This is a genomic window from Thermoanaerobaculia bacterium (assembly GCA_018057705.1).
Classification (GTDB): domain Bacteria; phylum Acidobacteriota; class Thermoanaerobaculia; order Multivoradales; family JAGPDF01; genus JAGPDF01.
Window position 1 is genome coordinate 1 of the sequence record JAGPDF010000036.1, and the last position, 13,858, is coordinate 13,858.

Genomic DNA, 13,858 nt, shown 5'->3' on the forward strand with positions numbered 1-13,858 from the left:
TTTCTCATCGACGCCGGCTTCCAGCTCGTCTACATGGTCGGGATGACCCTCCTCCTCACGCTGTGGCGCTGAGGGCCCTGCGGCTTCTGGCGTCGCGGGCGGCACGCCCGGGTCTCGCCCTGGCACTCTTCGCAACCGCCTGCGGGGCGCCGCCGGCGACCTGGATCGAACCTGCCACCGGGCTGGAGTTCCTCCTCCTGCCCGCCGGGGAGTTCGAGATGGGCAGCCCGGCGACGGAGCCTGGGCACGAGGTCTCCGAGAGTCGGCACCGGGTCCGGCTGACGCACCCGGTCTGGTTCGGTCGCCACGAGGTCACGCAGCGGCAGTGGCTGCAGGTCATGGGGGAGAATCCGAGCCGGTTTGCCGACTGCGGACTCGACTGTCCGGTGGAGAACGTCAACGCGCGCGAGGTCGAGGCGTTTCTCGTTCGGCTGGGCAGGCTCTCGGGTGCGACGTTCCGGTTGCCGACCGAGGCGGAGTGGGAGTACGCCTGCCGGGCCGGGACGACGACCCCGTTCAGCACCGGAGCGAACCTCACCAGCGCGCAGGCCAACTACGACGCCCGCTATCCCTACCCCGGCTTTCCGGCCGGAAGCTTCGTCGGCCGGCCGAGGCCCGTCGGGAGCTACGCCCCGAACGCCTGGGGGCTCTTCGACCTCCACGGCAACGTCTGGGAGTGGTGCCAGGACGAGCTCTGTCCCTATGCCGCGGGCACGGCGACCGATCCCGTCGGTTCCTGCGCCGCCGAGCTGCGGGTCATCCGCGGCGGGAGCTGGACCTTCAACGCCGACAGCGCGCGTTGCGCGGTGCGCTACAGCCATCGTCCGGAAGACCAGGGGCCCAGCCTCGGAGTCCGCCTGGTTCGCGCCCTTTGAGCTCGGCGTCTGTCGCCCGGCTGCCGTGTGGTCTACGATTGCCGCATGAGACTCCTTCCCACCGTTCTCCTAGGATCGTCCGTGCTGGTTGGCTGCGGTTTGGCCCTGGCGTCCGCCGTCCCGCCAGAACCTCCGCCAGCCGCAGCGGCAGCAGCCACGAAGGCGCCGCCGCCGTCCGCCGGTTCGCCGGAGTGGATCGTCGACCGGTTCTTCGTTCAGAAGGAGTTCCCGGAGCTCGCGAGCCACGCCACCGGCGAGTTCGCCGAGCTCTACAGGCGCTCGCCGACCTTAGGCTCGATCCTCCCGGCGGCTGTGACGGTGACCACCCGGGTGCTGGAGCGCGACTCGCTGCACGCTGTCTTCGGCGTCACCATGACCGACAGCAACGTGAGCAAGGAGTGGTACGCCTACCTGCGCACGGAGGGCGGCGCCTGGAAGCTCGAGGCGATCCGTACCCTGCAACTCGGCCCGAAGTTCTTCGAGACCCTGGTGGCAGCGGAGAAGGGCGCGCTCGCCGGAAGACTCAACGAGCTCGGGGTGCAGGAGCTCGACCGCTCGCATCTGACGATCGCGTCGGACGCCGAGCTGAAGGGCCATTTCGTCGCCCATCAGCCGCTCTTCGACGCGCTCGCGAAGGAGTTTGCCGCGCAGACGGCGCTCGACGTGGTGAACTTCGACGCCCGGATCGCTCCGACGGACGGTGCGACGCCGGAGAGAGCGAGCGGCCTGGCGCAGCAGCTGCGCTCGCTCAAGCTCGGCGCGGCGATCCGCAAGTACCGCGACTGCGAAGGCTGCGTGGTCCTTCTGGTCGGCGGCGACGGCGCGAACCAGGTCGGATACCTCCATGCCGGCCCCGGCGCGAGGGTGCCGAAGATGTCGCCACAGAGCTTCTTCTATGTCGAGCCGATCGCCCCGGGCTGGTATCTCTTCAAGACGGTCTGAGCGGACGGTGCCGCTCGGTCCCGCGGTCGGACTGACGCTGTTCGCTGTCTGGGCGGTCGGCCAGCTCGCCCGGGATCGCACCCTGGCGACCGCTTGGGCCTTCTACCTGCCTTCGGTCGTCGTCCTGGTGGCCCTGCTCCTGCTTGCGATCATCGAGGTGATGCGTCGCCGCTGGCGGCTGGCCGGACTCCTGTTGGCGGTCGCGCTCTTCCCCGCGGCCGGTGTCCTTGTGGTCGAGAATCGCTGGCTGCCAAGGGCCGTCCCGGTGTCCCCGGCCGGATCGGAGACCGGGAGGCGCGCCGATCTCCGGGTGATCGCCTGGAACGCAGCCGACTTCCCGCGCGGCGTCGAACGCGCGGCGGCGGTCCTGCGGCCGCTCGATGCCGACCTGGTGCTCCTCTCCGAGGCTCCCGGCAAGCCGCCGCGAGAGCTGGCCCGCCAACTCGCCGGCGACCTCCGTCTCACGGCGGTCGGATCGATGGCACTGTTCGCCCGTGGCGAGCTCTCCGATCTCGAGTGGCTGGCGCGCGAAGGTGAGGTGCAGGCGGCCTTCGTGCGCTGGGCCGTCGACGGCCGGACGCTCGGCGTCCTCGCCGTGAACGTGATCTCCTCGCCGCGGGTGCCTCGCGACCCGTTGCTCCAACGCATCGTCGCGATGATCGAGTCGCACGATCCCGATCTCGTTCTCGGCGACTTCAACTCCCCGCGCCGTTCGCGGGCGCTCGCCCTTCTGCCGGCGGGCTTCCGGCACGCCTACGACGCCAGCGGAACGGGGTGGTCATCGACCTGGCCCGCAAGGTTGCCGCTGCTCGCCATCGACCAGACCATCGTCGGACCCCGCCTCGCGGTCCGCGGCTATCGCCTGCAAACGACCCGGATCAGCGATCACCGGTTGCAGGTGACGGAGCTCGACTTCGCAGTGCCACCCGCCGGCGGATCCGGGTAGAGTGCGCGGGAATTTCGCAGCCTGGAGGAGCCGATGTCCTTTTGCAGATCGAGCCTGACCGCCTTGTGCCTCCTGGCCGCGGCCACCGGCTGCCGCACGCAGGTTCCGGTAGAGCCGCGGACGACGCCGGCAAGCGCGCCTGCGGCCGTTTCGGACCTGACGGTCGCCCCGAGCGACGACCGGCTGGGCGGCGTCCTCTGGACGCAGACCTCGGCCGAGTACCGCGCCCTGGCGCTCGCGGCTTTCGCGCGCGCCCGGATCGAGCTCGACCGCGCCCTCGCCGAACGGGGAGCGACAGCGGCGCTCGAGCAGCAGGGCGAGTTCGCCGATCTGCCACCGGCCGTCATCGCCGATGTGGATGAAACCCTGCTCGACAACTCCCCTTACGAGGCCGACCGCATCCGGGCCGGCGGTCGGTACGAAGCGGTCTCCTGGGGCGCCTGGGTGAACCGCGCCCGCGCGACGCCGGTGCCGGGAGCGCTCGAGTTCGCGCGCTATGCCGCCGAACGCGGCGTGACGATCTTCTACGTCACCAATCGGGCCGCCCCCCTCGAAGCGAAGACGCGCGCCAACCTCGAGGCGCTCGGCTTTCCACTGGCGGCCGATCGCGACACCGTACTGGTCCCGGGCGAGCGTCCCGACTGGAGCTCGGACAAGACGACGCGGCGCGCCGAAGTGGCCAGCGCCTTTCGCATCCTGCTGCTCGTCGGCGACGATCTCGGCGACTTCGTGAGCGGCGCGCGAGCGGCGCCGGAGGCGCGCCTGGCGCTCGCGGACCGCTTCGCCGACCGCTGGCAGAAGAGCTGGATCCTGCTGCCGAATCCGTACTACGGCTCGTGGGAGCGGGCGCTCCTGGGGAACGCGCGCGAGCTCTCCGCCGAGGAGGTCCGGCGCCTGAAGATGGAGCGCCTGCGCGGCAGTGGTGACGAGCCGGCGCCTCGGGAATCGGACAATCCAGGGAAGCTCCAGGACTGATGGCCTCAGCCGCCCGGAGCCGCTGGCTCCGCTTCTACGCTGTCGTCGGACAGGTCCCTGCGGGGAGCGTCGCGACCTACGGCCAGATTGCCCTCCTCGCGGGATTTCCGGGCAACGCCCGCCAGGTCGGCTACGCGCTCGCGGCCCTGCCCGAGGAGAGCGACCTGCCCTGGCAGCGCGTCATCAACGCCCGCGGGGAGGTGAGCCCGCGGCACGAGCCGGGCCGCGACGCTTTCCAACGCCACCTGCTCGAAGAGGAGGGCGTCTCCTTCGGGCTCTCGGGCCGGGTCGATCTGGCGCGGTTCGGCTGGCAACCGGGCGCGCCCCGATTGCCGCGCGGTCGCGGCAGGGGCCGCAACGCCGGGGCGCAGCGCCGATGAGGCGAGCCCTGCTCAAACTCTGGCGGGACATGGGTCCCGGCGGCCCCTCGTCGATCACGCTCGCGATGCTCTCGGCCGTCCTCGGGCTCGGTCTCCCGGTCGCGTGGCGGATCCCTGCGGTCCTTCGTCATGCGCGTCGCGACGAGCGCGCGCCCGCCGACCTGATCCTCGTCCTCGGACGCGAGCTGCGCGACAACCGCCCGACGCCGGTCTTTCGCGCGCGCCTCGAACACGGCGCCCGCCTGCTTCGTGAAGGCTGGGCGCCCCGGATCGTCGTCTCCGGCGGCGTGACGGGCGACAGTCGGGTGAGCGAGGCCGAGGCCGGGCGCGATCATCTGCTCGCTGCGGGGCTCCCCGGGTCGGCGGTGCTCGTCGAGGCCGGCAGCCGGCACACGCTCGAGAACCTGTTCAATGTGCGGGAGACGCTGCGCCGCGAACGTTGGCAGCGCCTGATCCTGGTCTCCGATCCGCTCCACCTGGCCCGCGCCGCCACCATGGCGCGCGGCCTCAGCCTCGAAGTGCTGCTCTCGCCGGCCGCCGACTGCCCGCCGGAGCGCGGCAGCGCGCGCTGGTTCCTGCGCGCTGCCCACGAGGCGTTCCTGCTCCACTGGTATCACGTGGGCCTGCTCTACAGCCGCGCCATCCGGTCGGAACGGCTCCTGGGCAGAGTGACCTGATCTCCGGCTAGAATCTGCCGCCTCGTCTCGAAAGGAGACCTCCCTGTGCGCCGAACCTTGCCAGCCGTTGCCGTCGTCACAGCCATTGCCGGAGGGTGCGCCTGGTTCGCCGTCGCGCCGGTCCTCGCCGCCGCGTCCGCGGCCGACCTCGCGGCGCTCGGCCGCATCCGCGACGAGGGCTTTAGGCGTTCGCAGGTGATGGAGATCGTCGGGCATCTCACCGACAGCATCGGACCGCGCCTGACCGGTTCGCCACAGATGAAGGCGGCGAACGACTGGACGCTCGGCAAGTTCAAGGAGTGGGGCCTCGCCAACCCCCGTCTCGAGCCCTGGGAGTTCGGCGAAGGCTGGAGCTTTTCGCGTGCCGAGGTGCGAATGGTCGCGCCGGTGCCGGCGGTGCTCGCGGCGCTCCCCAAGGCCTGGACACCGGGGACGACAGGGGTCGTGACCGGCCAGGCGATGCTGCTCGAGATCGAGAAGGTCGAGGATCTGGAGCCGCACAAGGGGCAGCTCGCCGGCAAGATCCTCTTCCTCTCCGAGGCGCCGGAGCACAAGGACCCGACGGCGCCGGTCTTCGAGCGCTACGACGCGGTGAAGCTCGACGACCTCGCGAGCTACGACATCCCGGGGGATCGCGACGCCGACTCGTGGCGCGAGAAGGCGAAGAAGCGCCGCGAGCTCTGGCTCAAGGTCGCCGACCTGCTGGTCGCCGAAGGGGTGGTCGCCACCGTCGAGGTCTCCTCCTTCGAGCATGGGGTCGTGCGGGTCATGGGGGGCGGCGGGCAGGGGCTCGCGAACCAGCCGCTGGGGGTGCCCGCCCTCGTCATGGCGGTCGAACCTTACGAACGCGTCCTGCGCCTTCTCGACCGGGAGCAGGAGGTCCTGCTCACGATCGATGTCGCGGCGCGGTTCCATCGTGAGTCCACGACTTCGTGGAACACCTTGGCCGAGATCCCGGGCACCGACAAGAGCGCCGAGGTCGTCATGGCCGGGGCGCACCTCGACTCGTGGCATGCCGGCACCGGCGCGACCGACAACGCCGCCGGTTCGGCGGTCGTGCTCGAAGCGATGCGGATCCTGAAGGCGCTCGAGGTGAAGCCGAAGCGGACGATCCGCGCCGCGCTGTGGAGCGGTGAGGAGCAGGGCCTGCTCGGTTCGCGGGCCTATGTGAAGGAGCACTTCGCCACGCGCCCCGAGCCGACCGACGAGGCCGAACTGGCGCTTCCGCCGCGCTGGCGCAAAGCGACCTGGCCGGTCGAGCCGAAGCCGGAACATGCCCGGCTCGCGGCCTATTTCAACATCGACAACGGTGGCGGCCGGGTGCACGGGATCTACGCCCAGGAGAACCTCGGGGCGAAGTTGCTCTTCGAGCAGTTCATCGAGCCGTTGAAGGATCTGGGTGTCACCACCGTGACGATGGAGAACACCGGCTCGACCGACCACGTTGCGTTCGACGGCGTCGGCCTCCCCGGTTTTCAGTTCATCCAGGACGCGCGCGACTACAGCACGCGCACGCACCATTCGCACATCGACACCTACGAGCACCTCGACCCGGCGGATCTCAAGCAGGCCGCAGTCGTCATGGCGAGCTTCCTCTACCAGGCCGCGATGCTCGACGGCCCGTTTCCGAGGAAGCCCATGCCGGTGGAGCCGCCGAAGAAAGCCGAGAAGAGGAAGCCGGCGGAGGCCCCGGCAGCGGCTCCCGCCGCGGCTCCGGCGGCTGCGACGGGGATGGCGAAACCGTAGAAGACGGACGCGAGGCTAGAATGCGTTCGGAAGCGCTCGGGGGCTGGTGCCTCTCGCGGTCTTCAAAACCGTAGTCCGGCGCCGGTTGCGGCGACGGGGGTGGGTTCGATTCCCATGCGCTTCCGCCACTCTCGCCTCTCTCGCCTCTCTCGCCGTTGCCGCCGCCCCGCCGCCCCGCCGATCGCAGTCGAAACCGAAGCGCCGGCCGGCTCGCCGGCGCTCTTTTCAGCGATCGAGATGCATCCACTCGCAGGGGGCGCCGGCCACCACCGCCGGGGCACTTGCCCGGATGCGCACCAGGGCCCCCGCCAGGCCGAAGGCGAGCAGGTCGTGCGAGCCCTTGGGTGAGATCGGCGTGAGGATCGGCCGGCCGCCCTCGTTTCGCAAGGATGCCGGCACGAAGCGGTCGCGCTTGCGGCCGGCGCCGAGGGGGCTGCCGAGGTTGCCGGGCAGTGCGGATTCCCAGCAGCCCGCCGGTCCTCCCAGCAGGCGCTCGAGCGCCGGGCGGACGAAGAGCCACCAGGCGACCATCACCGAGGCCGGATTTCCCGGCAGGCCGAAGACCAGCTGCGCGCCATCGGCGCCGGAGCGATGGGCGACGAGGAGCGGCTTCCCGGGCTGGATCGCCACACCATGGAAGAGCGTCTCGAAGCCGAGCCGGGCGAGAGCGGGCGCCAGGAAGTCGGCCTCGCCCATCGAGACGCCACCGCAGCAGAGCAGGACGTCCCGGCCCTCGAGGCCGGCTCGCAGGCTCGTCGTCAGGCCATCGAGGTCGTCGCGCGCGATCCCGAGCGGACGCACGGGCAGGTTCATCCGCTCGAGCTCCGCGACGAGAAAATCGCTGTGGGAGTCGCGCAGCTGGCCGGGTGCCGGAGTCGCCTCGGGCGGCACGATCTCGTTGCCGGTGAGCTGAAGTGCCAGGCGCGGCGCGCGGTGGACTTCGACCTCGCCGATGCCCTGGCTGGCGAGGAGCGCGAGCGCCGCCGGGGTGAGAAGCGCACCCGCGGACAGCAGCGGAGCGCCCTGACGGACAATCTCCCCTCGCCGCCGAATGGCGGCGCCAACAGCGACCTCGGCGGTCGGCCGCACCCGTTCGCCCGCGCACACCGTCTCCTCCACCGCAATGACGCGGTCCGCTCCGTTCGGCACGGCCGAGCCGGTCATGATGCGCAACGCCCAGCCCTGGGCGAGCGTGCCGGCGAATCCCGGCTCGTCGCGGTCGCCGGCGAATCGGGTGCCGGCGATCGGAAACCAGCCCTCGTCGGCGCTCGCGCCCGCGAGTGCGAAGCCGTCGAGGGCGGAGAGGTCGCACGGCGGCAGGTCGGTGGTGGCGACGGTTGCGGCGGCGAGCCGGCGCCCCGCCGCCCGCCGGCGGGAGAGGCGCTCGGCGGGGAGCGGGCCGAGGTGCGGCAGGAGCTTCGCCCAGGCGGCTTCGGGATCGATCATGAAGGGTGTCCTATCAGAGGGTCGGGTCGGCGGCAACTTCCGGCAGCGTCATCGGCCCCGGAGGGCGGTTACGGCGGGCAGCCGCAGCATCCGAAGGCGCGCACGGTATGATCCGGGATTCGATGGACCGACCCTTGGAACGCACCTCCCAGTACCGCGGCGACCTGCGACAGACGGCGCTGCCGGAGATGCTCGCGATCATCCACCAGACGCGGGTCGCCGGGGTGATCGAGGCCGTGCTCGGCGATGTCGCCAAACGGATCTTTCTCGAGAACGGCTACGTCGTGCACGCCGCGTCGTCCGATCTCGCCGACAGCCTCGGCGGCTACCTGCGACGCTCCGGCAAGCTCTCGGAGGGGGACTTCCATGTCGCGATGGCGAATCGCGGAGCGGGGAACAAGCGGCTCGGAGAGGTACTGATCGAACAGGGCACGCTCGCCCCGGCGCAGGTCTTTCAGGCGATCCGCGAGCACGTCGAAGCGATCGTCTGGAGCCTTTTCGCCTGGGAGGAGGGCACCGTCACCTTTCACCTCGGCGCCCTCGACACGCGCGAACTGGTGCGCATTCAGATCCCCCTCCGGCAGGTCGTGGTTCAGGGCGTCAAGCGGGCGGCGAACGCCAAGTCGCTGGTCACCAGGATGGGCGGCAAGGACACGCTCTTCGTGCCCTCCTACAAACTCGAAGACCTGATCGAAGTGGCGCTCGATGCCGAGGAGTACAAGCTCCTCGCCATGGTCGACGGCAAGCGGACGGTCTACGAGCTCGCCACCAAGGGCCCGCTCGCGCCGCCGGAGAACGCCAGGCTCCTCTACGCCTATAGTGTGCTTCAGCTGATTCGGAAGGTCGGGGTCGCCGAACCGGCGGCGGCGCCGGGAGTCATCAAGATCAAGCTGCGTCCCGAAGGCTGACCGGGCAAGAGGTCGAAAGATGCCGCTTTACGAATATCTCTGCGAGTCGTGCGGTGAGCGCACCGAGATCCTGCAGCGCTTCGGCGACCTGTCGGAGATCGTCTGCCCGAGCTGTGGCGCGCCGATGCGCAAGCTCCCGTCCGCGCCGTCGATTCAGTTCAAGGGCAGCGGTTTCTACCTGACCGACTACGCCAAGAAATCGGGCGGCACGGAGGGCACCTCGCCGCGGGGCGGGTCGGACAAGGCCGCCGACAAGGCGGGGGAGAAGAGCAGCGAGGCCGGCACCGCCAAGAGCGCAGGCGCGGGGTCGGACAGCGGCGGCGGCAGCTCGGCGCCGGACTCGGCCTCTTCGAGCACCCCATCGTCGGCCCCCGCCCCTCCCGCCGCCGGCAAGACCCCGGCGGGATCGGGAGGCGCGTGATCGGTTCCGGCAGGCGCCGCGAGCCGTTCTCCGCTCGCTCCCGGCGCGCGATCGGCCGCGGTGTCGTTGCGCTCCTGGCGGGTTTCGCTGCCGCGGCGCTTCCGGCCACCGGGCTCGACCTTCACCCGGTGCCGCTCTATGGCGCCGACATCCGCAGCCTGGTATTCGATCCGTCGAATCCCGAGCGCGCCTTCGCCGGAACCTCGGCCGGGCACGTCTACCTGTCGGAGGACGGCGGTGCGAGCTTCCGCAACGCCGGTGTCGAGATCCCGTTCCCGAGCTGGGTGGTCGGCACGCTGGTGTTCGACGCGAATCGGCCGGAGCGACTCTGGGCGGGACTCTGGGGCATCTGGGGCGGCGGCCGGGTGGCGTTCTCCGACGACCGCGGCGCGACCTGGACGGTGCGTCCCGGGAGCGCCAGTGGCGAGGCCCAGGTCTACGCCCTGGCGACGGTACCGGGTGTCCCGGACCGGCTCTTCGCCGGCACGCGCGCCGGGGTCGAGCTCTCCGACGACGCCGGTCTCGCTTTTCGTCCCGTCGGTCGCGATCTCCCCGGCCTGATCCATGTCTCGAGCCTGCACGTCGACCGGCAGCGGCCGCAGATCGTCGTTGCGGGTACCTGGCGCCAGGCCTACCGCAGCGAAGACGGCGGCCTGACCTGGCGCGGCGTCTTCGACGGCATGCTGCTCGATTCGGAGGTTTTCTCCCTCCATCCCGCCGTCGACCGGCCGGGAGAGCTTTGGGCCTCCACCTGCGGCTGGGTCTACCGTGGCGATGGCCTGGGCGACAAGTGGACACGCTTCCAGACCGGACTGACGGAGCGCCGGACGCCCAGCCTGGCCGTGCTGCCGGGAGAGCGCCTCCTCGCAGGAACGGTGGCCGGCGCCTTCCTCTCGACCGATCGTGGCGCCTCGTTCCGGCGGACGACCCCGGAGTCGCTGGCCGTGTTGGCGATCGCTTACCATCCGGCGCAGCCGGACCGGATCCTAATCGGTACCGAAGGCGCCGGGATCTGGAGCTCGACCGATGGCGGCGAGAGCTTCCGCGCCCGTCCGGTGGCGATGCGGAACCTGCGTGTGCCGGCGCTCGACCAGGACGGCGACCACCTCTTCGCGGCCGTCGCCCACGCCGGCCCGGCGTCCGGGGTGTACCGCTCACCGGACGGCGGCAGCTCCTTCGAGCCACTGCCCTCGGAGCTTCCGACGGTTCTCGCGATGGCTTCCACCGGCGAGCGTCTCTTCGTCGCCACCGAACGCGGACTCTTCGAGCGCGAGCGGTCGCGGGAAGGGGGCGCCGAAATGACTCTCCCGGTTCGTTTCCATCGCGTTGCCGAGATCGGGGAGCGTCGCGTCGAACAGCTCCTGGCGACTGCGGAGCGTGTCGTGGCGCGCACCCGGGACGCCCTTTTCGAGATCTCGACCGCGAGCCCCGAAGCTCGCTTCCGTCCGCTGGCGCTCGGACCGTCGGCGCCACCGACGAGCTCCGGTTTCCACGGGATCCGGTCTCTGCGCTCGGTGGCACTCGCGGCCGGTGATCTCTGGGTGCTCCACGACGAGGGACTCTCGCGGATGGTGGACGGGAATCTCCAGGCCGCGAGCCTGCCCTTCGCGGCGGCGCCGGGGAGCGAGATCTTCAGCGTGTCGGGCGACCTGCACTATTCCGGAAGGGGCGGGCTCTTCCGTCGCGACACCGGCACGGGCGCCTGGATGCCGCTGCGCCCGGGTCCGCTCCGGACGATCGCTACCGGCAGCGAGCGCTTTCCCTATCTGGTCGAAGCGCACGGCGCCCTGTCGCTGCTGGCTTTGCCCGAGAGGGCCGGTCCCGGCGGGGAAAAGGGCGAGGGCGCCTGGCTGGCGATCGATCTGCCGTACCCGGCACGCGAGACGCTGTCGGCGCTGGTGACCAGCGATCGCCTGCTGCTCGGCTCGTCGGGGTTCGGCGTCTGGCAGGCCATGCTGCCGGTTCTCCCGCCGTCGGCTCCGGTAGCTCAGACGCCCGGCGAAGGTCAGCGTTCGGCGGACAGCGACGCCAGAATCCGCAAATAGGTCTCGTAACGGCTGGTGTCCAGAGCGCCGGACGCCGCGGCTTCGCGCACGGCGCATTGGGGCTCGTGCGAGTGGCTGCAATCGTTGAACCGGCACTGCGGCGAGAGCTCCTCGAACTCCTCGAAGTAGCCGGAGAGCTCCTCGCGGGAAAGCTTCCAGAGACCGAACTCGCGAATGCCCGGGGTGTCGATGATCCGCGTCTCGTTCGGCAGTCGGTAGATCCGCGCCCGGGTCGTGGTGTGGCGGCCGCGCGCGTTCATCGCCGAAACCTCTCCCACCCGCACGTCGAGCTCGGGCGAGAGCGCGGAGAGGAGCGAGCTCTTGCCGACGCCGCTGTGGCCGACGAAGACCACCGTCTTCGCGGCGAGCAGGTCGCGCAGCTCTTCGATCCCCAGTCCGGTCTTCGCCGAACAGAAGAGGAACGGAATGCGCAATGCGCGATAGGGCGCGAGCCGCGCCAGCTCCGGATCGCCGGCGGTGTCGGAGGGTTGGGCGGGCGGTGCTTCCGCCAGATCGAACTTGTTGACCACGATCGCTGCGGGTACGCCGCCGTGGGCGAGCGCGACGAGAAAGCGGTCCAGCAGCCCGGTCGCCAGAGCCGGCTTGCGCAGGGCGGTGACGACTACCGCGAGGTCGATGTTGGCCGCCAGAACACGCTCGCGGTGGGCGAGCAGTGGATCCGGGCGCGAGAGCCGGCTCTGGCGCGGCAGGACCTGGGCAACCACCAGTTCGCCGTTGGGCCGCCGCGCCACGCGCAGGCGGTCGCCCACTGCGAGATCGCTCTTCTGCACCATGGCGAGAGCCTTCGGCAGGTGGCAGGGCACGATCTCGCCGTCCATCTCGACCTCGCACTGTCCGCGCGTGATCGCGACGACCAGCCCCTCGCCGGCGACGACCGGATCGACCGCGGCTTCGGACGAGGATGAAGAGACTGTCTGGGCGCAGGGCAAGGTCGGGTCGGCGGGACGCTGCACCGGCGCCGGAGCGCGCAGGCGCTCGGCCCGGCGATCGATACCCTCCGAGCGCCGTTGCCCGCGCTTCTGGCGCAGAGGGAGATCGTCGAACTCGTGCTCGTCCATGGTCAGCGGCCCGCCCCGGAGAGAGTCATCCCGGCGATCAGTCCTGAACGCCGGTGATGCCGGCCTTGCGCGCGTAGTAGCGGAACGAGCGGAAGCTCATCCGCAGAAGCTCGGCCGCCTGGGTCTGGACGCCGCCGCTGCGCTCGAGGGCCTGCCGCATGACGTCGGCGCGAATGCCCTCGAGCAGGCCTTCGAGATCGATGCCCTCGGGCGGCAGTGCAACCCCCTGTTCGTCGCGCGTTCCGGAGCCGGCGAGCGACGTGGGGAGGTCCGCGGCGGTGATGGCGCTGCCAGTCGAGAGGGCGATCGCGCGCTCGATCAGGTTCTCGAGCTCGCGTACGTTGCCGGGCCAGCTGTGTCCTTCGAGAAGGCGCATGGCCTCGGCCGAGATGCGTTTCGCCGGCACGCCCAGGGCGGCGCTGTACTTGTGCAGGAAGTGGTCGACCAGCAGAGGGATGTCCTCCCGCCGCGCGCGCAGCGGGGGAATCGAGATCGGAATGACGTTGATACGGTAGAACAGATCCTCGCGGAACTCTCCGCGGCCGATCTTCTCCACCAGATTCTGGTTGGTGGCCGCAATGATCCGGACGTCCACAGGGTCCTCGCTCGAGCCGCCGACCCGCCGGACGACCTTCTCCTGCAGCACGCGCAGAAGCTTGACCTGCATCGGCAGGCTCATCTCGCCGATCTCGTCGAGAAAGAGCGTGCCGTGGCTGGCCTCCTGAAAGAGACCCTTCTTGTCGCGCAGCGCGCCGGTGAAGGAGCCGCGCTCGTGGCCGAAGAGCTCGCTCTCGAGAAGGTTCTCGGGCATGGCGCCGCAGTTGATCGACAGGACGCGCTGGGTGGCCCGGGGGCTCGAGAAGTGGATGGCGCGGGCGATGAGCTCCTTGCCCGTGCCGCTCTCGCCGTGGATCAGGACGGTCGAGGCGGTGCGGGCGACGCGTTCGATGAGGCCGAAGATCGCCTGCATCCGCGGGCTGCGCCCGATGATGTTCTTGAATGCGTAGCGCTGCTCGAGCTCGCGCCGCAGGTAGGTGTTCTCTTCATAGAGCCGGTTCTTCTCGAGAGCGCGCTGCAGCACCGCCTTGAGCTCGTCGATGTCGAACGGCTTGGGCACGTAGTCGTAGGCGCCCAGTTTCATCGCGTCGATGGCGTTCTTCGTGGACGTGTAGGCGGTCATCATGATGACCGAGGTGCGCGACTCGCCAGCCTTGATCTCCTTCAGCAGTTCGAGGCCGTTGCCGTCCGGCATCATCATGTCGCACAGCACCAGGTCGGGGGTGCGCTCGGCGAGCTGCTCCCGGGCCTCGCGCACCGAGCGGGCGGTGGCCACCTGAAGCCCTTCGCTGGTGCAGAGGACGGACAGGAAATCGAGAAGGCTCGCCTCGTCGTCGACGATCAGAATGCTCCCGATCATC

At 70.4% G+C, this 13,858-nt stretch carries 13 protein-coding genes and 1 tRNA gene; 11 read left to right on the top strand and 3 right to left on the bottom strand.

What is annotated here, in order from left to right; genetic code table 11:
- Nucleotides 1-62 precede the first annotated feature (62 nt).
- From KBI44_12425 to KBI44_12460, 8 genes are all read left to right on the top strand, one after another.
- Nucleotides 63-875 carry a formylglycine-generating enzyme family protein gene (locus KBI44_12425; protein ID MBP9145283.1) on the top strand — a complete coding sequence of 271 codons (813 nt, stop codon included), beginning with the start codon at nucleotides 63-65 and terminating at the stop codon, nucleotides 873-875.
- 45 nt (nucleotides 876-920) lie between these two features.
- Nucleotides 921-1,817: a hypothetical protein gene (locus KBI44_12430; protein MBP9145284.1), complete on the top strand. Its 897-nt coding sequence runs from the start codon at nucleotides 921-923 to the stop codon at nucleotides 1,815-1,817.
- Between the two features lie 7 nt (nucleotides 1,818-1,824).
- A complete protein-coding gene (locus KBI44_12435; GenBank protein MBP9145285.1) occupies nucleotides 1,825-2,763 on the top strand; it encodes a hypothetical protein in 939 nt (312 codons plus the stop codon).
- 33 nt (nucleotides 2,764-2,796) lie between these two features.
- Nucleotides 2,797-3,738, top strand: a complete 942-nt coding sequence (locus tag KBI44_12440; GenBank protein ID MBP9145286.1) for a 5-nucleotide phosphatase — start codon at nucleotides 2,797-2,799, stop codon at nucleotides 3,736-3,738.
- Nucleotides 3,738-4,118, top strand: coding sequence for an MGMT family protein (locus KBI44_12445; GenBank protein ID MBP9145287.1), 381 nt, complete (start codon nucleotides 3,738-3,740; stop codon nucleotides 4,116-4,118). The genes KBI44_12440 and KBI44_12445 overlap by 1 nt, the downstream gene beginning before the upstream one ends.
- The gene (locus tag KBI44_12450; GenBank protein MBP9145288.1) at nucleotides 4,115-4,795 is read left to right on the top strand and encodes a YdcF family protein; all 681 of its coding nucleotides are present in this window, start codon (nucleotides 4,115-4,117) and stop codon (nucleotides 4,793-4,795) included. The genes KBI44_12445 and KBI44_12450 overlap by 4 nt, the downstream gene beginning before the upstream one ends.
- A gap of 198 nt (nucleotides 4,796-4,993) precedes the next feature.
- The gene (locus KBI44_12455; protein MBP9145289.1) at nucleotides 4,994-6,541 is read left to right on the top strand and encodes a M20/M25/M40 family metallo-hydrolase; all 1,548 of its coding nucleotides are present in this window, start codon (nucleotides 4,994-4,996) and stop codon (nucleotides 6,539-6,541) included.
- Between the two features lie 28 nt (nucleotides 6,542-6,569).
- Nucleotides 6,570-6,669: transfer RNA gene (locus tag KBI44_12460), tRNA-Sec, on the top strand.
- A gap of 97 nt (nucleotides 6,670-6,766) precedes the next feature.
- On the opposite strand, the gene KBI44_12465 is transcribed toward KBI44_12460, so the two are convergent.
- Nucleotides 6,767-7,987: a molybdopterin molybdotransferase MoeA gene (locus tag KBI44_12465; GenBank protein MBP9145290.1), complete on the bottom strand. Its 1,221-nt coding sequence runs from the start codon at nucleotides 7,985-7,987 to the stop codon at nucleotides 6,767-6,769.
- Between the two features lie 122 nt (nucleotides 7,988-8,109).
- Here KBI44_12465 and KBI44_12470 point away from each other — a divergent pair, with 122 nt between their 5' ends.
- Genes KBI44_12470 through KBI44_12480 form a run of 3 tightly spaced genes read left to right on the top strand, consistent with a single transcriptional unit; the run spans nucleotide 8,110 to nucleotide 11,361 of the window.
- Entirely contained in the window at nucleotides 8,110-8,895 is a 786-nt protein-coding gene (locus tag KBI44_12470; GenBank protein ID MBP9145291.1) for a DUF4388 domain-containing protein, read from the top strand.
- 19 nt (nucleotides 8,896-8,914) lie between these two features.
- Entirely contained in the window at nucleotides 8,915-9,316 is a 402-nt protein-coding gene (locus KBI44_12475; GenBank protein MBP9145292.1) for an FmdB family transcriptional regulator, read from the top strand.
- Entirely contained in the window at nucleotides 9,313-11,361 is a 2,049-nt protein-coding gene (locus KBI44_12480) for a hypothetical protein (GenBank protein MBP9145293.1), read from the top strand. The genes KBI44_12475 and KBI44_12480 overlap by 4 nt, the downstream gene beginning before the upstream one ends.
- Here KBI44_12480 and rsgA read toward each other — a convergent pair.
- Both rsgA and KBI44_12490 read right to left on the bottom strand, forming a co-directional pair.
- The gene (rsgA, locus tag KBI44_12485) at nucleotides 11,322-12,440 is read right to left on the bottom strand and encodes a ribosome small subunit-dependent GTPase A (GenBank protein ID MBP9145294.1); all 1,119 of its coding nucleotides are present in this window, start codon (nucleotides 12,438-12,440) and stop codon (nucleotides 11,322-11,324) included. The two genes, KBI44_12480 and rsgA, sit on opposite strands and share 40 nt — an antisense overlap.
- 37 nt (nucleotides 12,441-12,477) lie before the next feature.
- Entirely contained in the window at nucleotides 12,478-13,857 is a 1,380-nt protein-coding gene (locus KBI44_12490; protein ID MBP9145295.1) for a sigma-54-dependent Fis family transcriptional regulator, read from the bottom strand.
- Nucleotide 13,858: the final 1 nt, after the last annotated feature.